We start from the raw sequence: 19941 nt of genomic DNA, 5'->3' as shown, positions 1-19941 counted from the left end.
AATGGATTCTAAGCAGTTGGCACGATACATTGACCATACCGTACTCAAGGCAGATGCGCTGCCTAGCGACATCAAAAAGCTCTGTGAAGAGGCGGTTAAGTACAACTTTGCGGCTGTGTGCGTCAACTCATGCTACATACCGATGGTAAAGCAACTGGTACAGGCAGAGGTCGGCATAGCGAGTGTAGTGGGCTTCCCGCTTGGCGCGGCATCTACGTTTGCCAAGTGTGAAGAAACGCGGGAGGCTGTGCGTCAAGGCGCGACGGAAATCGACATGGTCATTAACATCGGGTGGCTTAAGGCAGGGATGCTGCAAGCCGTTCTCGAAGATATACGCGCAGTTGTAGACGCGGCAGGGCAGGCAGTTGTTAAGGTGATTCTCGAAGCCGCGCTCCTAAACGACTCCGAGAAAATTAAGGTATGTGAAATGTCTGTCGCCGCGGGGGCCGGGTTTGTTAAGACATCGACAGGGTTTGGTCCCGGGGGCGCGACGGTGGCCGATGTGGCGCTGATGCGCCAAGCCGTGGGTGCAAAACTCGGCGTAAAGGCCTCAGGCGGCGTGCGCAACCTAGACCTTGCTCTGGCTATGCTAGCGGCGGGGGCTACTCGCATTGGAACTAGCTCGGGTGTGTCGATTGTGGAAGAGTGTAAGTCTAGGCATGCCGCAAGTCAAGGGTGAGGGGCTGATACTTAGGACCAGTAATCTCGGCGAATGGGATAGGCTAGTTGTCGTGTTGGCGGCAGGCATGGGCAAGCTGCGAGCGGTAGCCAAAGGTGCCAGGAAAGTGCAAAGCCGCTATGCCTCCGTAACACAACCGCTCACTCACCTGCGGTTCACGGCCTATGTCGGGCGGAGTCTCCCCACCTTAAGCCAAGCTGAACCGTTGGAGAGTTTTCGCTCGCTCCGAGAAGACCTCGATAGCCTAGCCTACGCTCTATACATGCTTGAGCTTGTAGATAGCTCACTTGTAGACGCCGAGCCGCACGACGACGTGTTGAGTCTAGCTATCGCTTGCCTGCACATCCTGAGCCACACCGAGCACCGCGAGCTGTTGCTGGCATTTTTTGAGCTCCGGCTATTAGCACGACTTGGGTTTGGTTTGGAGTTAAGTTTATGTCCGCATTGCGCCGGTCCCGCCGGCGAATATTTGGTCCCGGATGTCCCCGGTTTCCCGTGTCGGAAGTGTAGTCAAGGTGAGATGCGGGGCAAGCAGGTTAAGGTAAGCACTGCGGCGCATAACTTGCTCTGCAAGTTACGGGATAGAGACTGGCGAGCAGTGGAAGGTTTGTGCGCCCCTGTGGCGGGAGAGAGGGAAGTGGCTGCGGTGCTCGACAGCGTCGTGATGGCCAAACTTGAGAAACGCCCGGCCAGTCATGCCTTTTTGTGCGCCATACGCACAGCCGGCAAGAGAGGCGATTAAGGAGGACAAAAGTGAGCAAGGTTGTTGTTTTTGTAGTTTCAGATTCTCTGGGCGAGACGGCACATCGCGTGGCCCATGCGGCTGCCAGCCAGTTCGGCAACGACATGGATTTTCGCCGCATCTCATACGTCGCCGGGCGCGAGGCATTAGATGAAGTGGTAGACGAAGCGAGAGGTTTGCGCGCGCTGGTGGTGCACACTTTGGTGTTGCCTGAGTTTCGGGCCCACATCAATGCACGTTGCCGGGCGGAGGGGATTGCCGCGATAGACATTTTGGGGCCGATGATGGACGGGTTCTCGACTATTTGCGAAACTCAGCCAAAGCTTCAGCCCGGGCTAATCTACCAACTAGACGAGGAGTATTTCCGCGAGGTAGAGGCGGTGGAGTTTGCGGTCAAGTACGATGACGGCAAGGACCCGCGCGGCCTGCTCAAAGCAGAAATCGTGCTGCTTGGCGTCTCCCGTACGTCTAAGACCCCGCTCAGTATGTACCTAGCACACCGCGGCTATAGGGTGGCGAATGTGCCGCTTGTTCCAGAAGTCAATCCGCCGGACGAAATCTACCTTGTACCGCGCGACCGCATCTTTGGCTTGACGATTCGCGCCGAGGAACTGCAGTCCATTCGCCAGGAGCGCCTAAAGGCACTCGGGTTAGCCAGTAATGCCAGCTACGCCAGCTTCGAGCGCATTAACGAGGAGCTTAGATACGGGGAAGGCATTATGCGGGCTGCCGGCTGCCGCATTATCGACGTCACCAAACGGGCAGTCGAGGAGACAGCCTCTAAGATTATTGACTACTATAATCGCCGGGATAAACTAGGAGACTAGCGCCGAAAAGTAAGGTGGGAGCCGATGCCTGAGTATGGACGAGAGCTTGTAGAGAGTGTCGTTAATAGCGTCGATATAGTGCAGGTCGTAGGCGAGCATGTCCGCCTAGAGAAGCGGGGCAGGAGTTTCTTTGGGTTATGCCCGTTCCATGCCGAGAAGACAGCATCCTTTAACGTCAATCAAGAGAAGCAGATGTACTACTGCTTTGGCTGCCAGGCGGGGGGCAATGTCCTAAGCTTCGTCATGGAGCACAATAAACTAACTTTCCCCGAAGCACTAGAAAACCTAGCCGAGCGTGCGGGGATTACTTTACCCGCGCTGCATACCGATGCTCCCGACGTGCTGGCCAGGCGGCGGGCGCGTGAGCGCGACCTGAAAGTCACTGCGTGGGCAGCAGATTTATTCCACCGCCAACTGCTGAATGAGTCCCTAGGACGCGAAGCGCGAGATTACCTCGTGCAACGCGGGCTAAGTTTTGACCTAATCACCTCGCTTAAGCTAGGCTACAGCTTAGCAGCTTGGAACACGCTTATCGAGCGTGCGGCGGCAGAGCGCATCGGGGAAGCCGAGCTGTTGCGTCTAGGTTTGATTGTACAGGGAGAGAGGGGCCTTTACGACCGCTTTCGCCACCGCGTGATGTTTCCCATTCGCAACCGCCAAGGGCAGGTGATTGCCTTTGGCGGCAGGCTTCTCGGAGACTCCAAGGAAGTCGCCGCACCCAAGTATATGAACTCCCCCGAAACCCCTTTGTTCAGCAAGGGCCGGGAGCTCTATGGGCTCGACCGCGCGGCTAAGGCCATCACCCAAGCCGGATTTGTCATCGTCGTCGAGGGGTACATGGATGCTATAACCCCTTGGCAATACGGCGTGGACAACGTAGTTGCTACGCTTGGGACAGCGCTGTCACCAGAACACGCCCAAGTTCTTAAGCGCTACACCTCGTCCGTTAGCGTTTGTTTTGATGCAGATGTTGCCGGGCAGAACGCCGCTTTGCGCGGCATAGAGGTGCTAAGCGGAAAAGGGCTAGCGGTAAGAGTGGCTACCCTGACCGATAGCAAAGACCCAGACGAGTTCCTGCGCAAGTTTGGGCGCGAGCAGTTTCTAGCGGCCGTAGGCAGCGAGGCCCTAGCCGCCACGCTGTATCGCATTCGCGGTCTATCCAAGCAGCATGACCGGAATACGCCGCAGGGTCTTGGGGCTTTCGGGGCAGAGGCTGCCAAGGTTATAGCCGGGGTAAGCAATGCCCTCGAGCGCGATGCGTATGTCAAGCAAGTCGTAAGGCTGTACAAGCTGCCGGAAGACGCCTTTCTGGTGGAGCTGGCAAAAGCCCTAGGGCCGCAGCCGACGGATAAACTTTCCAAAGCACGGCATACTATGGCTGATAAGGGCGGTGCAAAGGCGGTATTGCCGGGTTGGGTTAGGGCTGCGCGCATGCTCCTCTACATCCTGGCGAAACATGAGGAGTCGCGGCAGCCTCTCTTCGACCTCTGGACGCGCGTCGGTTTTATTGACGAGAAGTATCGGCACTTGGCGACGTGGTTAACGCGCGAGCTTGGCCCCGAAGATGACCCCATGCATTTGGCACACGAGCTCGCCCCAGAGTTAAAATCCGAACTTGCCGCTGCGTTAACCGTAGATTATTTAGAGGAAAACGTGCTCGACGTGGCGAATGAGTGTTTTGTAAAGATTGAAGAGCAAGCTTTGACGCTAGAGATAACACGCTTGCAGGATGCCCTAGCGGGGGCAGAAGGGGAAACTCGCGGGGTGCTGGCAGCGCAGCTAGCAGATTTGCAGCGGCGCAAGAAGGTCCCACAGAGAGAGAAAGTTTCCCAGTTGAGGGGGTACAGGACGTGAACAAGAAAGAGACTCAGGCTGAGGCGGTCAAGGAACTGATAGAGCGCGGTAAAAAGCGCGGAGTGCTGACCTACAAGGAGATTGGCGAACACCTCAGTGAGGTGGAGCTTGAGCCTGAGCAAATCGACGAATTCTATGAAGGGTTGGCATCCTTAGGAATTGACCTCTTGGCGGACAACAGCGCCATGGAAACGGTCTACCCTAGCGTGCCCGACACTTCTACCGTGCGCGCGGAGGCAGACGCGCCTCTCGAAGAAGCAGAAACCGGGGAAATCGGCATTCCCGACGGTTTGCGGCTTGACGACCCTGTGCGGATGTATCTCAAGGAAATTGGACGCGTGCCGCTGCTTTCCTCGGAAGAAGAGGTCGACCTAGCTAAGCGCATGGAGGAGGGGAGCGAGGAGGCCAAGCGGCGTCTGGTAGAGGCCAACTTGCGCCTCGTCGTGTCCATTGCCAAGCGGTATGTAGGACGCGGCATGCTTTTTCTCGACTTAATACAAGAAGGCAATCTCGGCTTGATGAAGGCAGTTGAGAAGTTTGACTACCGCAAGGGTTACAAGTTCTCGACCTATGCCACGTGGTGGATTAGGCAGGCAATTACCCGCGCTATTGCCGACCAAGCCCGCACGATACGCATTCCCGTGCACATGGTTGAGACCATTAACAAGCTGATTCGCATCACGCGCCAGCTCCTGCAAGAGCTAGGGCGAGAACCGACGCCGGAAGAGGTCGCGGCGGAAATGGGCGTGCCTGTTGAACGCGTGCACGAGATTCACAAAATCGCGCAAGAGCCTGTATCGCTAGAAACGCCTATCGGCGAGGAAGAGGATTCGCATCTGGGCGACTTCATACCCGACGAAGACGCTCCGGCACCGGCAGATGCCGCGGCTTTCGCGCTTTTGCGCGAGCAATTAGACGAAGTGCTTTCAACGCTAACGACGCGCGAACAAAAGGTACTGCGCCTGCGCTTTGGGCTTGAGGACGGCCGCTCGCGCACACTCGAAGAAGTAGGCCAAGAATTTGGTGTGACGCGGGAAAGAATTCGCCAAATCGAGGCCAAAGCGCTACGCAAATTGCGGCACCCAAGCCGCAGTAAGTGGCTCAAGGACTTTTTGGAGTAGAACAAAAGAGAACAAAAGGGACGGTTCTTTTTGTCACGACCCGTGATGCAATGGGGCCGTCCAAGGAGTCCATAGAGAAAGGATATCGGGCTTGGCTGCTATGAAAATCCTAGAATATATCGACATTGACTATACCAAGGTTAAGCGTCAGTACGAGAAGGTAACGGGTCATCTCGCCAGAGATGACTTTCGCTCCGCCACTGTCAAGAAGTTGGCGGATTTTGATTTGTACAGTGCAAGACTCGACGACGCAAATCGCTTAATCTTTAAGCTAGTGCAGTATCAGGGAGTGCGCTACGCCCTAATGCTGGAGGTAGTGCTCAACCATGCCTACGACAGGTCCAAGTTTCTAAGGGGAGCCAAGATTGACGAGGCAAAAATACCGCCATTGGATGACCAAGCGCAAATAAGCACAGACACCTTACCATCTGTCAGCTACGTTAACCCGACAGAGAAACGCTTTCACTTCCTAGAAAGAGCTGTATCCTTTGATCCTAACCAGTCTATAATATATCGCGCTATTTGTCCGCTTATCATCATTGGGCCGGCAGGCAGTGGCAAGACTATCGTCACACTTGAGAAACTAAAGCTGTTCCGCGGCCAGGGGCTCTACGTCACTCATTCGCAGTATCTGGCAGAACGAGCTAGGGCGCTGTATGGTAGTAATCATTATGAGAACGGCGAACAGGACGTGTCCTTTCTCTCCTTCAGGGAGTATCTCGAAACCATGCGCGTCCCGGAAGGCAAGGAGGTGAGCTTCAGCCGGTTTGCCGAATGGCTATATAGATTTCCGAAGCAGCGGCGAGTCGCCGACGCCCATCGGCTATACGAGGAATTTCGCGGCGTAATTACCGGCTCTGCCTTAGATGCCCCCTATTTGGGCCGGGAGGAGTATCTCGGCCTCGGGGTCCGACAGTCGATCTACCTCGGAACTGAACGTCAGTTGGTTTATGACCTCTTCGAGAAGTATCTTGTTTTTCTTGGGGAGAATCACCTGTATGACCCCAATATCATAGCGTATGATTATCTGCGTGAAGTGAAGCCACTATACGACTTCGTCGTGGTCGATGAAGTCCAAGATGTAACGAACGTACAGCTCCAGCTTGTTCTTAATAGTCTTAAAAATCCCCGTGAGTTTATGCTCTGTGGCGACTCTAACCAAATTGTACATCCGAACTTTTTCTCGTGGAGCCGCTTAAAGTCGATGCTCCTAAGCAGCGCAGAGCTTGAAACAGCTCGAGTGACACGCATCTTACAGTCAAACTTTCGCAATTCTAGGGCGGTCACTACGTTGGCCAATAGACTTATTCTAATTAAACAACGGCGATTTGGTTCAGTAGATAAGGAAAGCACCTATCTGATGGACAGCCTCTCTGAGAAAGATGGGGAGGTGCTGCTTCTAAAGGATACTCAGAAGGTCAAGAGTGAGCTAAACAAAAACATCAGGCGATCTACTAGGTTTGCCGTTATTGTGATGCGCAGTGAGGACAAGATCTTGGCCCGAAAGTGGTTTGAAACCCCTCTGCTGTTCACCGTGCAAGAGGCGAAGGGCCTTGAATATGCAAATGTCATCCTACTTAACTTCGTCTCCGAGGAGCGGCAGAGTTTTCAAGAGATTGTTAGGGGAGTAAGCGAAGCGGACATGGAGTGCGACCTCCATTTCATGCGAGCCGCAGACAAAACCGACAAGTCTCTAGAAGTCTACAAGTTCTTTATAAACTCGTTGTACGTTGCCGTTACTCGCGCCGTAGAGAAGCTGTACATCATCGAGAGCGATGAGGCACACCCTATTCTTAGTCTAATGGGGTTGCGTCAGGCTATGGAAGAAGTCGCAATAAATGCTGAGCAGTCTACCACAGCAGAATGGCAGGCAGAGGCCCGCAGATTAGAGCTGCAGGGCAAGCAGGAACAAGCCGATAGCATAAGGCAATCTATTTTAAAGGTGCAGCCTGTCCCTTGGGATGTTTTTACTCCGGCGAAAGTTGTAGAGCTAGCCGACCAGATTCGTCAGGCTAAAGATAACCCACAAAGACCGAGAAAGCTGCTCTTTGAATACGCACTCTTTCACGACTCGCCAGCAATAATTGCTTTCCTGAGTGGGCAAAACTACGCCAAGGCACGGCAAATACTCGCACAACGTGATTATGGGCTGCTCGTTAACTCCTCGTTGTATGATCAACAGAGAGCAAATCTGTACGCGCACCTGCTTCCAAAGTATACAAACAGTTTGTACAAAGAGATATTGAAGCAGTGTGCTGTGTACGGCGTTGATTTTCGCAATGAGTACAATGCGACACCGCTTATGCTTGCCGCTAGGACAGGGGTTGTTCCCCTCATCAAAGAGCTGCACTCGGGCGGCGCAAACGCTGATTTGACAGACAACAGCGGCTTTACGGCATGGCAAATCTCACTTCACCAAGCTATAAGGGGGCGCGGCCTTGACCCCGCAACCGTCTATCAGGTGCATGAGTTGCTAGCCCCCTCGAGTGTAAGCTTACGTGTTGGCGATAAGTTAGTGAAGTTAAGTAACCGTCAAGGGGAGTTTCTTCTCTTTCAGGTCGCTCTTGTGCTTTTAATGGCTGTCATTGGTAACCCAGCCCATCGTAACGGAGCACTGACGGCAGCTTACCTCGCGGAAGCAATGAGGGCATTGCCGGACAGTGTTGTACAGCCCTACAGAAAGAGCCGTTCCTATATCTCGAGCCTACTGGCGAAGCATGAGGCAGACAGCCAGAACCCATATAATAAAAAACTGTTTCGGCGCATAAAAATGGGCCACTACATTCTTAACTCAGATATAAAGATAAAGTCACAAGAGGACTGGCAACCAGTGCTCGAAGTGCTGGGCTTCGATATCTTGCGCCGCGCGCTTGCGCCGCAATAAGGTTTGTCAATGGTGTTGACGACGACGCCTGCATTTCGTATAATCTTGAGTGTCGACTAATAACGGCGACACTCCTTACGTTCCTCAGTAGCTCAATGGCAGAGCAACCGGCTGTTAACCGGTAGGTTGTAGGTTCGAGCCCTACCTGAGGAGCCATTTTTTTCGGGCCCATAGCTCAGTTGGTCAGAGCGGTCGGCTCATAACCGATTGGTCCTAGGTTCGAGTCCTAGTGGGCCCACCATAGGTTAGATGTTGGATGTTGGATGTTAGATCTGAGAAGTGCGAGGTTCGAAGTTAGAAGCTAGGGAGGAACTGCCCTAGCTTTTTTCATGCACTGCGCGTCAACATTTGTCGTCGCTTGCACGAAGGAGTCTTGCCGCCGTGACCGAAATAAGTGAAGTGGGGCCCTAGTGCGAACAGGAGGTAGTTAATATGGAGTATGCATTCTATGCTGTAGCCGGTCTATTAATTGGCGGAGTCGTAGCTTGGGTTTTTGCTTCAGCACACACAACGAAGGCGCTGACGGCGCGTGTTGAAGAAGCGCGGGCGCAGGCCGTTGCTGCGGAGCGTCAGGCTGCTACTTTAGAAGCATTGCGGCTCGCGCTTAGCAGCCAGAACGACCAGCTCACTCTGTCCATTGAGAGGCTGCGGGAGAGCTGTGTCAGCGAGCAAACCGCACGTATCAAGGCGGAAACGCAACTAGCAGAAACAGTAAGGCGTCTCGATGCGGAGCGAACCTTGCTTGCGGATGCTAAGGCTACGCTCACTGATACATTTAAGGCGCTTGCTGGCGACACGCTTAGTCACAGCACGACTGCGTTTCTGCAGTTAGCAAAGGAAACGCTTGAAAAGGCGCTCACCGATGCCCGCGGCGACCTCGGCATGCGCCAAGAAGCAATTCAAGGCCTTGTCAACCCCTTAAGCGAGTCACTGACCAAGTTTGAGGAACATATCCGCACACTAGAAAAACATCGGCAGGAGGCATACTCCGGCCTCAGTGAACACCTTAAGCATCTTGGCGCAAGCCAGCAGCAGCTACAGAAGGAGACCGCGAACCTAGTCACCGCATTGCGCAAGCCGCAGGTGAGGGGACGTTGGGGTGAGCTTACTTTACGCCGGGTGGCCGAGCTAGCCGGAATGGTCGAACACTGTGATTTCGCCGAGCAGGTTACCGCTACGACCGAGGACAATCGGTCGCGGCCTGACCTTATTGTGAGACTGCCGGCCGGCCGCGAAATAGTCGTAGATGCGAAGGTGTCCCTAGATGCGTATCTCGATGCAGCCGCCGCGGAGTCGGATGAAGAGCGCAGGTTAGCCTTAGGGCGACACGCTAAGCAAGTGCGCACGCATATGACTGCCTTGGCGGACAAGCGTTACTGGGCACAGTTTCCTAGCGCTCCCGAGTTCGTAGTGATGTTTATCCCCGGCGAGTCGTTCTTTGGAGCCGCAGCCGACGCCGATCAGCGCCTGATTGAGGATGGATTGGAAAAGCGCGTAGTGCTGGCTACACCTTCCACTTTGATTGCGCTGCTGCGCGCCGTGGCCTATGGGTGGCGACAAGAGCAGCTCGCCAAAAACGCGCAGCATATCAGCGAGCTTGGCAGGCAGCTTTACGAGCGCCTAGGAACACTCTCCGAACACTTGCGCGACATGGGCAAAGGCCTAGAGAAAGCTAACGCTGCTTATAACAACACTGTAGGCTCAATGGAGGGGCGCGTGTTGCCTGCCGCCCGCAAGTTTAAGGACCTAGGTGCTACGAGCGGCAGCGATATTGCCTTGCTCAGTCCCATCGAAACTTCACCCCGCGAGCATCTTGACCTACCTAAGGCCTAGCCATACAATAAATAGTAGTGAATACTATTCTCAAGCATGAGGCTTAGAGGGGGAATAACCGTGAAAATTAGATTACGTGCTGCGCTGGCATGGGGTTGCTTGGCTACGATGCTTTTGCTGAGTTTTGGCTCTTACGTCGTGGGATCTGCCGCGCGATTAGTTTCAGTAACAGTCGACAATCAGCCCGTCTCATTTGACGTGGCGCCGGAGATTGTAAGGGGGCGCGTAATGGTGCCCATCCGGCCCATTGCGGAGACGCTAGGGGCCACGGTAGCCTGGGACGAAGTCAACCGGACCGTACATATTCGCAAGGGCGCGACTAGTGTCTCGCTGGTACTAGGCGCGGTTGTAGCACGCCTCAACGAACGAGCAGTAGAGCTTGATGTCCCGGCCTTCGCGACGCGGGGGCGCACCCTAGTTCCCCTGCGCTTTATCAGTGAAGTACTAGGGTACGGCGTAACTTGGCAAGAACGGACTGGGCGCGTAGCTATTATCACTAGGCTATCGAGACTAAATATGCTCGGGCCGATTTCCCCGCTCACATTCCCATTTTATCGCGTGGGCAGCGAGCCCCACATTACCTCGCTTGCCGAGCAAACACAGGTACACATCGCGCGAACTGTGGACATGTTGCGGGCGCAGGCGATTGCGCCTGGTATGCACTTCGCCGCTTTGCCCACATACGTCGCCGCCAACTTGTACAACCGCGGGGTCAACCTGCGCCTAGTTAATGTTGCTATCTGGGGGAACCTCTACGTAGTCGGAACCGAAGGCATTCCGGTTAGGTCGATGGAGGACCTTAAAGGCAGGCGCATTGTTGTGCCTTCGCGCGGGGACACGCCCGACCTCGTCTTTCGTTTCTTGGCGGCAGGCAAGGGACTAGACATTGCGCGCCACCTGCAAATTGAGTATGTCCCATCGCCCATGGAAGCGGCCGGGTTACTGGCGACTGGGCGAGCTGAACTGGCAGTGCTTTCGGAGCCTGCCGTGACCACGGCCTTGCTGCGAGCGCAACAAGAAGGGAGGCGTCTTGCGCGACTTATCGAGTTGCACAAAGTCTGGGGTGAAGTTACGGGGTCTCCTGCCCGCATACCGCAAGCTGGCATTGTCGCGCTACCCGCTGTTGTCGACCGCAACGACCTGATTCATGCTTTTAGTGACGCTTACGACCAAGCCGCGCTGTGGGCGGCCGCCAATCCAAATGAAATGGGCGCCTTAGCCGCACGTGGCATAGAAGGCGTACAAGGGCCGGCTGCAGCAAGTGCTCTGCAGTTTTCGGAGTTTCGAGTCATACCAGCGCGCGACGTTAGGCAGGAAATAGAGCTGTACTTTACCACGCTACAGCAGATGGCCCCGGAGATAATCGGCGGGAGGCTACCGGATGCGCGCTTTTATTGGCAACCGGAGTAGAGAGATCTGGTTCGCCATCGGGGTAGCTTGTCTCCTACTGGCGTGGGAATATGTGTCCGGTGCAGCGCCGGCGCTCTTGCCGAGGCTGGGCACTGTGGTCGCGAGCTTGACCGAGCTTTGTACATCAGGCGAGCTTCATAAACACCTCGGCGTTTCGCTACACCGTTCTGTGTCAGGGCTTGCCATTGGCGCAGCCCTCGGGTTTGTCACTGGCGCCGCCGCCGGCTTCTCAAGGCCTGCCTACTATATGTTTAAGCCTGCCATGGGAGCCTTGTTCGCTTCACCTGCGGTAGTAGTTGTTATGCTGGCGATGGTCTGGTTTGGAGTGGGTTCCGGCATGGCAGTGTTCGTTACGGCCTTGTTCACGGTGCCCATCATGTACGTCAGCGTGGTCGAAGGCATGGCCATGGTCGACCGCGACCTGCTAGAGATGGCGGCCGTGTATCGGCTTTCGAAATGGCATCTGTGGTGGCAAGTGTACCTGCCGGCCCTCTCGACAGCCGTTCTAACAGGATTCTCTTTTGCCGCCGGAAGTGCCTTCCGCAAGACAGTAATGGCTGAGCTCTTAGGTAGCAGCAACGGCGTTGGGTTCGCTATGGCCATGACACGCTTCAACTTAGACGTAGCGCGTTTTTTCGCGTGGGTGGCGGTCTGTCTGCTTGTGGCTTTGGCGATTGAACTTGTGCTGGTCCGCCCAATTGTGGCAAGTCTCTGTAAATGGCGTGCGGCGAGCGCAGCGGGTGCTACTTATGAGTAGGTGGCGTAAGTCTAAGGCGCTGTTCCCGTACGTGTGGATGCTGCTTGGTTTAGCGGCATTTACCCTAGCTTGGCACGGTGCGTCGCGCCTGTGGGGTCCGCTGCTGGTGGCCACCCCTGCCGAGACGGGGGCTGCTGTCTTGCGCCTGTTTGCTTCGCCTGCGGGTCAGCTCTCGCTTTATCAGACGCTAGCGCGCGTAGCGGTCGCCTTGGTGCTACAAGTGGTTGTCGGTGCGGCACTAGGTATGCTAGCCGGCTTTTATCCGTGGTTCGAGGAGCTACTAAGACCCGCCATAAGCGTCCTCATTTCGGTTCCTCCGGTGGCAGTAGCCTTGTTCGTCATCTTTGTGTCTGGCGGCGGCGAGCTTCAAGTCGTTGCGACAGCAGTAGCATTGGGGTTACCTCTGTTATACAGGGGCGCAGTGGCTGCCGTGCGGACCTTAGACCGCGACTTACTGGAAATGCTTAGGGTTTATCGCGTCTCGCGGGTCAGGCAGCTCCGGACCATGTATCTGCCTGCGACCCTGTACGCCTTGTTGCCTAGCATCCTACTCGCGGCCGGTTTAACTATAAGACTCATGATTATGGCTGAAATCATTGTTGGTATAGAAAGAGGCATTGGCCCCGCCTTAAGCCTTGCTCGCGTACACATGGCGACAGCAGATATCTTCGCTTGGATGTTAACTATGGCCGCGATAGTACTGCTCATTGAAGGCTTGTTGCTGCACGTGGTCAGAACCCATGTATTGTCGTGGCAGACGAGGAGGTAGGCGCGTGATTGAGTTTGACGGGGTCAGCAAGGCGTTTGGCCAGCGCCCTATTGTGGACTCGGTGTCCTTTACGGTAAAGGAAAAGCAGATATTGGCAATCTTAGGGCCCTCAGGAGTCGGTAAGACGACCATCCTCCGCATGGCCGCCGGCACCCTAACACCCGACGCCGGGCAGATTCGGTCAGACGGGCAGCGTATCGGCTTTGTTTTTCAGGAACCGCGGCTGTTGCCGTGGCGGACTGCATTAGCAAACGTCACACTTGTGCTACAGGACAAAGGACTGACGCGCGCTGAACAGGTAGACAAGGCGACGGCCATGCTCAAGCGGCTAGGACTTGGGGGCTTTACGCACTATTATCCCACGCACTTAAGCGGGGGCATGCGGCAAAGGGTGTCTATTGCGCGGGCGTTTGTCCTTGCCCCGGACCTAGCCTTGCTTGACGAGCCCTTTACCGGTCTAGACATCGGGCTAAAGGCGTCCTTACAGGAAATGCTGTGCGAGCTGCTAGCGTGGCACCCCTGCGCCATGGTTTATGTCACACATGAGCCGCAAGACGCGGTGCTATTGGCTGACACAGCTATCGTGCTAGACGGTAGGCCCGGCAGAATAGTGGCCAGCATGGACTTTAACCGCCCGCGCGGGGAGAGGGACCGGTACTACATAGAAGAGCAGGCAACGAAGTTGACGGCAGTGCTGGCGCGAAGTAGCTAAGAAGTATCCATAAGGAGGAGATTATTGTGTCCGATTTGTCCGCCTACAGCGTACGTTTAGCGACCGAGGCAGATTTGCCCGCATTGCACCGCCTCGTACGAGAAGCCTACAGCGAGCACATTGCGCGCGGGCTTAACTTCACCGGCACCTACCAGGACGAACAGACTACGCGCGAACGCATGGAAGGCAACGAGGTGTACTTGGTATGCCGAGGGGAAGAGGTTATCGCGACTGTAACACTGTCGAGCGACGAGAGCCGGGACGGGTCGTGCGGGCTGTACGTTACTCAGCTTGCCGTATCACCTACATATAAGCGCCAAGGGATTGGCCGGTGGCTCTTGCGCTATGCGGCGGACTGCGGGCAGGAGAGAGGTGCGGCGTTCCTAAGGCTAGATACGGCTATCCCCGCGACGCACCTTGTGTCTTTGTACCAGTCCGAGGGGTTCCGCGTTATCGACGAGGTGCAGTGGGAAGGGAAGGCTTACAGAAGCTATATAATGGAGAAACAGCTAAAGCGCTAGCTACGGCTAGCGCTTTGGGTTTTCGTTTACGGATTACGAGCTATGGATTACTAGTTCACTTAGCTGGCGGCGCACGCCGGGGCGCTCGCGTTCCCTGAGTTCTGCCGCAAGCAAGCTAGAGTTACCTAGTTTTCCGACAGCAACCAAGGCGACAGGAGCAATGTCTGGCGGCAAGTCATAGAGGGCTATGGCTCGCTTGCGGCTAAACCCGCCCATGGCGTGCGTTATCAGCCCGCGGCGTTCAGCTTCAAGCGACAAGTAGCCCCAAGCAGTGCCTGTATCAAACATATGCCAGTAGTTTTCCTGTCCGGTTTCGGAGAAGGTTCGTTTCGCAAGCAACAACAAGAGAACAGGCGCATGCTTTGCCCACAACAGGTTTTGCTCGGTCAAAAGGCCCTGCATCTTCTGTAGTGCCTCGGACGTTTGCGCGACAATAAATCGCCATGGTTGCTCGTTGTAGCACGACGGCGCAAAGCGCGCTGCCTCAAGGAGTGCCAGTACTTCTTCTCCTGCTACTGGTTCATCACTAAACGCGCGCGGCGACCAGCGCCGCATAATCTCGGGCATTATCTGGTATTTGAACTCTCGCATATGTACCTCCTTTATCCCTCTCACACCGTCCCCGGTTCTCTTCTTCCGTGCTTGTGTTTTGTGTGTTGTTTTTCTGCGTCTACCTTTCGTGCTTGTGTTTTGTGTGTTGTGTTCTGTGATTCGTTTCTTGCCTCTTGTTTCTTTCCCCTTGCCTCTTGTATCATGTCCCGCAAAACGTACGGCAGCGCTTGCCGGAAGGCTCAGTGTACCCCGCATGTTCGGGGTTGTCGCTGTAGGGGTCTGCTAGCGCTCCAAGCAGGCGTTCCATAACGCTTAGGTCGCCTGTTGCGGCCGCCTCTAAAGCCTCCTCCACGCGGTGATTGCGGGGAATAACGGCCGGATTAGCGGCACGCATTACCGTAACAGGGCGTGGGTCCTCGGGCTGTCGCTCTTGCCTCTCCTGCCAACGCTGGCGCCACTGCGAAAATCCGGGCGCCTGTCCGAGCGCTAAGCCGTCAAGCAGGCTGTTGGTTAGGGCACGAAAGGTGTTCGTGAAGTCCGAGGCTGTACTATGCATCATGACTAGCAACTGCTCAATCAGTTCCCCATCCTCGGGCTCGGCATTACTTAGCCCGAGCTTACGTCGCATGGCCTCTAGATAGCTCGCGCGAAACAAGTCCGCACCGCGAGCTATTTCTTGCTGTGCCAATACAACTGCTTGTTCTCTGTCCGGGTCAAGCAGCGGCAACAAAGTTTCAGCCAGGCGTGCTAGGTTCCATAATCCAATGCTCGGCTGGTTTCCGTAAGCATATCGCCCATAGTGGTCGATAGAGCTGAACACCGTCTTTGGGTCATAGGCGTCCATAAAGGCGCAGGGACCGTAATCAATGGTTTCGCCACTGATCGAAGTGTTGTCTGTATTCATGACCCCATGCACAAAGCCAATTGCCTGCCATCGCGCTATGAGGTCCGCTTGGCGAGCAATGACCTCGCGCAAGAAGAGCAGGTAACGGTCCTCGTGCCCGCGAAGGTGTGGGTAGTGTCGCTGCACGGCATACTCGGCGAGGGCTGCAAGGTCCGGTGCACGGCCAAAGTGGGATGCATATTGAAACGTGCCCACGCGCAAATGGCTCTCTGCCACACGCACCAGAATTGCACCGGCTAGTGGCGCTTCGCGCTGAACCGTTTCGCCTGTGCTCACGACAGCGAGGCTACGCGTTGTCGGTATGCCGAGCGCATGCATGGCCTCGCTGATAACGTACTCGCGCAGCATGGGGCCTAGTGCCGCACGGCCATCCCCGCCGCGCGAGTAAGGAGTGCGCCCGGCTCCTTTTAGCTGTATATCAAAGCGTTTCCCATCCGGGGTAACCTGCTCGCCAATAAGAATCGCCCTGCCGTCGCCAAGCAGCGTGAAGTGGCCAAACTGATGCCCCGCGTAGGCTTGCGCGATGGGCATGGCTTCTCTCTGGATATTGTTTCCTGATAACAGCTCGGCTCCTTCCTTGCTGCGCAGCCGAGTGGCATCAAGCCCTAGTCGGAGTGCCAAGGGCTCGTTAAGAACTACGATCCTCGGCGCGCGCACTGGGGTGGGGTTTTGCCGCGAGAAGAACAATGGAGGCAGTTCGGCATAGCTGTGCTCTAATCTGAAGCCTGTCATGTCGGTGTCTTCTCCTCCGCTACATGTCTTGTCGGCAGTAGGTTTTCCCTAGACGTAACAGCCTTAATCAAGCGCTTCAGGTAGAGCGATTTGAACTGCTTAGCAGCGAGGGCCTGCTTAAGCGGCGGCATCCTGAGCACGGCAGAAAGGACAGCCGCCATGGCTCGGTGGCTAGCAAAAGCTTGATTGTCAAAAACAAGGTCGGCTAGCCGTCCTTTCTCAATGGCCATCTGCACAACACGGTGAACTGAGTTGACGGGGGTTATGACGCGCTGTGCCCTCCGTTTTAGCAGCAAAGCTCCGTGCGGACAATTGCGCACGCAGACGCCGCAGCCGAGGCATATCCCTTCGTCGACCGAGGCTTCATCCTTGCCGCCTACTGCCGCAGCGTTAGGACAGATTTTGATGGCGCAAATAGGACAAGCATCCACACAGCGGCCGCATCCGCTACACTCCTCGGTCACCTGCGGGATAAAGTTAGTGGTATGTACCGGCACAAGTATGCCAAACTTCTTAGCGGCGAGCATGGCCTCACAGCAACACCCACAGCAGTTACAGATAAAGCTGACCCGCTCGCGCACGTTCTCGCCGCACTGCACAAGATTACTAGCGTAGGCCTGTTCTAGCAGTTCTAGTCCTTCACGGGCATCCGCACGCCGCGCATGTCCATGCCTAATCAACGAAGCGGCTGTGCCGTCGAAAGTTAGGCAGATGTTCATGGGCGCTTGGCAGCTTTGTTCGAGATGCTCCATCTTGTGGCGGCAATAGCACATGCTCACGCCAATGTGTGCGGCGTCGCGAATGTAGTGACTCGCACGCTCGTAATCGAGCACATGTATCGCGTCCCGTGGGGTAACTAGAGATTCCTGCACGAACACACGCCCAAGCCGCGTTTCGCTGCCTAAGAAGAGGTCCTTAATGAAGTCCTCTTCAACATTGAGATACTGGTGCAAAAGCTCTGCAAGCAGCTTTTGGTCTATATCCTGGCGTACGCGCATAAAGGCGAACTCAAAAAACCCGGCCATAGGCGGCGGAAGAAAGTACTGCTTGACGCCGCGATGATCACCGTCAATTAGTATGGCCTTGCTTGCTAGTGTGTCAAGCGTCGCCTGAGCGTCTGCTTCGCTAGTATGCCAGATGTCACCTGCTGTCTTTGCGGTAAACGGCTTAATAGGCAGCTCCGCTACTAGCCGAGCCTCCCGCTCGCTAAACAGGATGCTGAGAATCTTGTACAGAGTCTTAGACGGCGGCGCTCCCTGCGGATAGCGGTTTAATCGGTCCACTAATCTACCGTAGACCGAGTTCCCTGAAGCATGGGACAAACGTTGACAACCTCACTCTCTATATGGATTGCTTGAAGCCGTATCTGGCCTCTGATAATATGCATGGTGAGAGGCAAGCTGCTCCTCTGGGGTATCCCTGCGTTTTACACTAACTCGCCGCGAGCTACAGGTACAACTTTGCCGCCGACGTGTATGGCGATGGCTTCGCCGTGGGCTTCTGCTTCTAGGCGCAGTAAAGACGGGCGCCCGATTTCATAGCCCTGCTCTACATTAGCGCGTAACTTAGACGCGCCGCGATAACGGTGCTTAACGAGATAGCCTGCTAGACAGCCGTTAGCGCTCCCGGTGGCGGGGTCCTCGGGTATGCCGAGGTAGTCAGTGAAGACGCGAGCGTTAAAGTCGTTGCCCGGCTCATAAGTTTCAGGGGCGAACACGAGGATGTTTTTGGCTGTGTAGGGTGTGACGAACCGCAACAAGTCTGCTGTTTGCGGCCTAGCGCGGCGTACCGCGTCTAGCGTGCAAAGCGGTACAATAAAGAAGGGCAGACCGGTCGACACTTCCTGTGGGGCGAAGCGCGTGTCAAAGTCTGCGAGTGATAACCTCAGCACTTCGGCTAGGTCGGCATGGGTCACTGTCTTCCCAAACGTGGGCTCAATCTGTCGCATCCAAAGCACGTCGGGCACGCCGTCGTGGTAGGTGAAGGTGACGGTTATCGGCCCGACCGCGAGGTTTAGCTGTACTGCAGGCACCTCGCTGCGCAAGATTTCCTGTTGAATGACGTGCGCTGTCCCAAGTGTTGGGTGCCCGGCAAAGGGGACTTCTTCGGCAGGTGTAAAAATCCGCACGTCAAAGCCGCCGTTGTGAGGCTCGTCGCGTAGTATGAAAGTAGTCTCGCTGTAGTTCATCTCCTTGGCGATGAGCTGCATTTCGGCGGTGCCTAGTCCCTCGCAGTCGCGAACTACCGCGAGCTGATTGCCAGCATACTTCTTTTCCGCAAACACATCCACGGTGTAAAATCGTCGTGACACTCCGTTTCCCCCTTCGTCTGTCGTAAGTCTACGATAAACGGGAATCTTACCCATTGTCAATATCCAAGCCAAGAAAACACTGGGAGGTCGTAAGAATGAGCAAAGTGGCAGAGAAGTTTCTTAGGTACGTTCAGGTGGACACAGCTTCGGACATCAATTCCCCTTCCCAACCGAGTACACATCGGCAAGTGGAGTTTGGCACCGCATTGGCTGCAGAAATGCGAGCGATGGGGCTCACAGACGCGCACATAGACGAACATGGGTATGTATATGCGACGTTGCCGGGGAACATTGAGCGGCCTGTGCCGGTGATTGGGCTTATCGCCCACATGGATGTGGTGGCTGATGTGCCCTCGGCTAACGTAAGACCTCAAATCGTGCGCAACTACGATGGGGGAGACATTACCCTTAACGCAGAAAAGGGCTTAAAGATGTCGCCGCAGGATTACCCTGAGCTCCCAAATTACCGTGGGCAGGACATTATTACTACGGATGGCACGACGTTGCTAGGCGCAGATAACAAAGCAGGCATCGCCGAGATTCTCACCGCCGCGGAGTATCTGCTGGCGCATCCGGAGATTAAGCGCGGTACACTGCGTATAGCTTTCACCCCAGATGAGGAGATAGCGCGGGGCACGGCCAAGTTTGACGTCGCGCAATTTGGTGCAGACTTTGCTTATACCCTGGACGGCGGCGCGGTCGGTGGCATTGAGTTTGAGACCTTTAATGCCGCGTCGGCCAAAGTGACGGTTAAGGGCCGCAACATCCACCCAGGCGCGGCCAAGAACAAGATGCGTAACGCCATCCTTATGGCTATGGAGTTTAATGCCCTGTTGCCCGCCGCAGAGCGCCCCGCCCATACAGAGCATTACGAGGGGTTCTATCACCTAAACGAAGTGCGCGGCACGCCTGAGCAGGCTGAGCTCAAGTACATTGTGCGCGACCACGCCCGGCCTGTATTCGAAGCGCGTAAGTCGCGCCTAACGGCGATTGGAGAGTACCTTAACGGCGTTTACGGCGAAAAGAGCTTTACTGTTGACTTAGTGGACTCCTACTACAACATGGAGGAGAAACTGCGGGACGCTTGGCACGTAGTGGAGTTGGCCAAGGCAGCGATGCGTGAGCTCGGTATCGAGCCGGTCACCACCCCTGTGCGAGGCGGTACGGATGGCGCGCGACTGTCGTTTATGGGCCTGCCGTGCCCGAACATCTTTACGGGCGGTCACAATTACCACGGCACGCATGAGTACATCCCGATTCAGTCCATGGAAAAGGCAGTAGAGGTCATCTTAAAGATAAATGAGCTAAACTGCCGCGCAAAGTAGGCTTCACT

17 protein-coding genes and 2 tRNA genes are annotated in these 19941 nt (G+C 55.5%); 15 read left to right on the top strand and 4 right to left on the bottom strand.

What is annotated here, in order from left to right; all coding sequences use genetic code 11:
• The first annotated feature begins 1 nt into the window (after position 1).
• The 14 genes from deoC (at position 2) to KGZ66_03795 (ending at position 14109) form a co-directional block, all read left to right on the top strand.
• On the top strand, positions 2-679 hold the full coding sequence (gene deoC / locus KGZ66_03860; protein MBS3984726.1) for a deoxyribose-phosphate aldolase: 678 nt from the start codon (positions 2-4) through the stop codon (positions 677-679).
• Positions 660-1421 (top strand): DNA repair protein RecO, encoded by a 762-nt coding sequence (recO, locus tag KGZ66_03855; protein MBS3984725.1) that lies wholly within the window; start codon positions 660-662, stop codon positions 1419-1421. Before deoC ends, recO begins: the two co-directional genes overlap by 20 nt.
• An 11-nt stretch (positions 1422-1432) precedes the next feature.
• Positions 1433-2248: a kinase/pyrophosphorylase gene (locus KGZ66_03850; protein ID MBS3984724.1), complete on the top strand. Its 816-nt coding sequence runs from the start codon at positions 1433-1435 to the stop codon at positions 2246-2248.
• Between the two features lie 24 nt (positions 2249-2272).
• Positions 2273-4102 (top strand): DNA primase, encoded by a 1830-nt coding sequence (dnaG, locus tag KGZ66_03845; protein MBS3984723.1) that lies wholly within the window; start codon positions 2273-2275, stop codon positions 4100-4102.
• A complete protein-coding gene (gene rpoD / locus KGZ66_03840; protein MBS3984722.1) occupies positions 4099-5223 on the top strand; it encodes an RNA polymerase sigma factor RpoD in 1125 nt (374 codons plus the stop codon). The genes dnaG and rpoD overlap by 4 nt, the downstream gene beginning before the upstream one ends.
• Before the next feature lie 91 nt (positions 5224-5314).
• On the top strand, positions 5315-8107 hold the full coding sequence (locus KGZ66_03835) for a PhoH family protein (GenBank protein MBS3984721.1): 2793 nt from the start codon (positions 5315-5317) through the stop codon (positions 8105-8107).
• 81 nt (positions 8108-8188) lie between these two features.
• A tRNA-Asn gene (locus KGZ66_03830) sits at positions 8189-8263 on the top strand.
• A gap of 8 nt (positions 8264-8271) precedes the next feature.
• A tRNA-Ile gene (locus KGZ66_03825) sits at positions 8272-8348 on the top strand.
• A 191-nt stretch (positions 8349-8539) separates the two neighbouring features.
• On the top strand, positions 8540-9940 hold the full coding sequence (gene rmuC, locus KGZ66_03820) for a DNA recombination protein RmuC (protein ID MBS3984720.1): 1401 nt from the start codon (positions 8540-8542) through the stop codon (positions 9938-9940).
• Between the two features lie 60 nt (positions 9941-10000).
• The gene (locus KGZ66_03815; protein ID MBS3984719.1) at positions 10001-11350 is read left to right on the top strand and encodes a hypothetical protein; all 1350 of its coding nucleotides are present in this window, start codon (positions 10001-10003) and stop codon (positions 11348-11350) included.
• The gene (locus KGZ66_03810) at positions 11322-12107 is read left to right on the top strand and encodes an ABC transporter permease subunit (protein MBS3984718.1); all 786 of its coding nucleotides are present in this window, start codon (positions 11322-11324) and stop codon (positions 12105-12107) included. The genes KGZ66_03815 and KGZ66_03810 overlap by 29 nt, the downstream gene beginning before the upstream one ends.
• The gene (locus KGZ66_03805; protein MBS3984717.1) at positions 12100-12876 is read left to right on the top strand and encodes an ABC transporter permease subunit; all 777 of its coding nucleotides are present in this window, start codon (positions 12100-12102) and stop codon (positions 12874-12876) included. Before KGZ66_03810 ends, KGZ66_03805 begins: the two co-directional genes overlap by 8 nt.
• Before the next feature lie 4 nt (positions 12877-12880).
• Positions 12881-13588 (top strand): ABC transporter ATP-binding protein, encoded by a 708-nt coding sequence (locus KGZ66_03800; GenBank protein MBS3984716.1) that lies wholly within the window; start codon positions 12881-12883, stop codon positions 13586-13588.
• A gap of 26 nt (positions 13589-13614) precedes the next feature.
• The gene (locus KGZ66_03795; GenBank protein MBS3984715.1) at positions 13615-14109 is read left to right on the top strand and encodes a GNAT family N-acetyltransferase; all 495 of its coding nucleotides are present in this window, start codon (positions 13615-13617) and stop codon (positions 14107-14109) included.
• A 33-nt stretch (positions 14110-14142) separates the two neighbouring features.
• Here KGZ66_03795 and KGZ66_03790 read toward each other — a convergent pair whose 3' ends face one another.
• The 4 genes from KGZ66_03790 to KGZ66_03775 all read right to left on the bottom strand — a co-directional run bounded on the left by KGZ66_03790 (position 14143) and on the right by KGZ66_03775 (position 18608).
• Positions 14143-14700: a nitroreductase family protein gene (locus KGZ66_03790; protein ID MBS3984714.1), complete on the bottom strand. Its 558-nt coding sequence runs from the start codon at positions 14698-14700 to the stop codon at positions 14143-14145.
• 160 nt (positions 14701-14860) lie between these two features.
• On the bottom strand, positions 14861-16297 hold the full coding sequence (locus KGZ66_03785) for a YdiU family protein (GenBank protein MBS3984713.1): 1437 nt from the start codon (positions 16295-16297) through the stop codon (positions 14861-14863).
• Positions 16294-17619, bottom strand: a complete 1326-nt coding sequence (locus tag KGZ66_03780; protein ID MBS3984712.1) for a 4Fe-4S dicluster domain-containing protein — start codon at positions 17617-17619, stop codon at positions 16294-16296. The genes KGZ66_03785 and KGZ66_03780 overlap by 4 nt, the downstream gene beginning before the upstream one ends.
• 104 nt (positions 17620-17723) lie before the next feature.
• Complete coding sequence (locus KGZ66_03775; GenBank protein ID MBS3984711.1) at positions 17724-18608, bottom strand: PhzF family phenazine biosynthesis protein; 885 nt, start codon at positions 18606-18608, stop codon at positions 17724-17726.
• Between the two features lie 95 nt (positions 18609-18703).
• On the opposite strand from KGZ66_03775, the gene pepT reads away from it, so the two are divergent.
• Positions 18704-19933 (top strand): peptidase T, encoded by a 1230-nt coding sequence (gene pepT, locus KGZ66_03770; GenBank protein ID MBS3984710.1) that lies wholly within the window; start codon positions 18704-18706, stop codon positions 19931-19933.
• Positions 19934-19941: the final 8 nt, after the last annotated feature.

It is taken from the genome of Selenomonadales bacterium, assembly GCA_018335585.1.
In the GTDB taxonomy this organism is placed as follows: domain Bacteria; phylum Bacillota; class UBA994; order UBA994; family UBA994; genus UBA994.
Note: the sequence above shows the minus strand (reverse complement) of the source record. Positions and strands in the feature narration are given on the sequence as shown.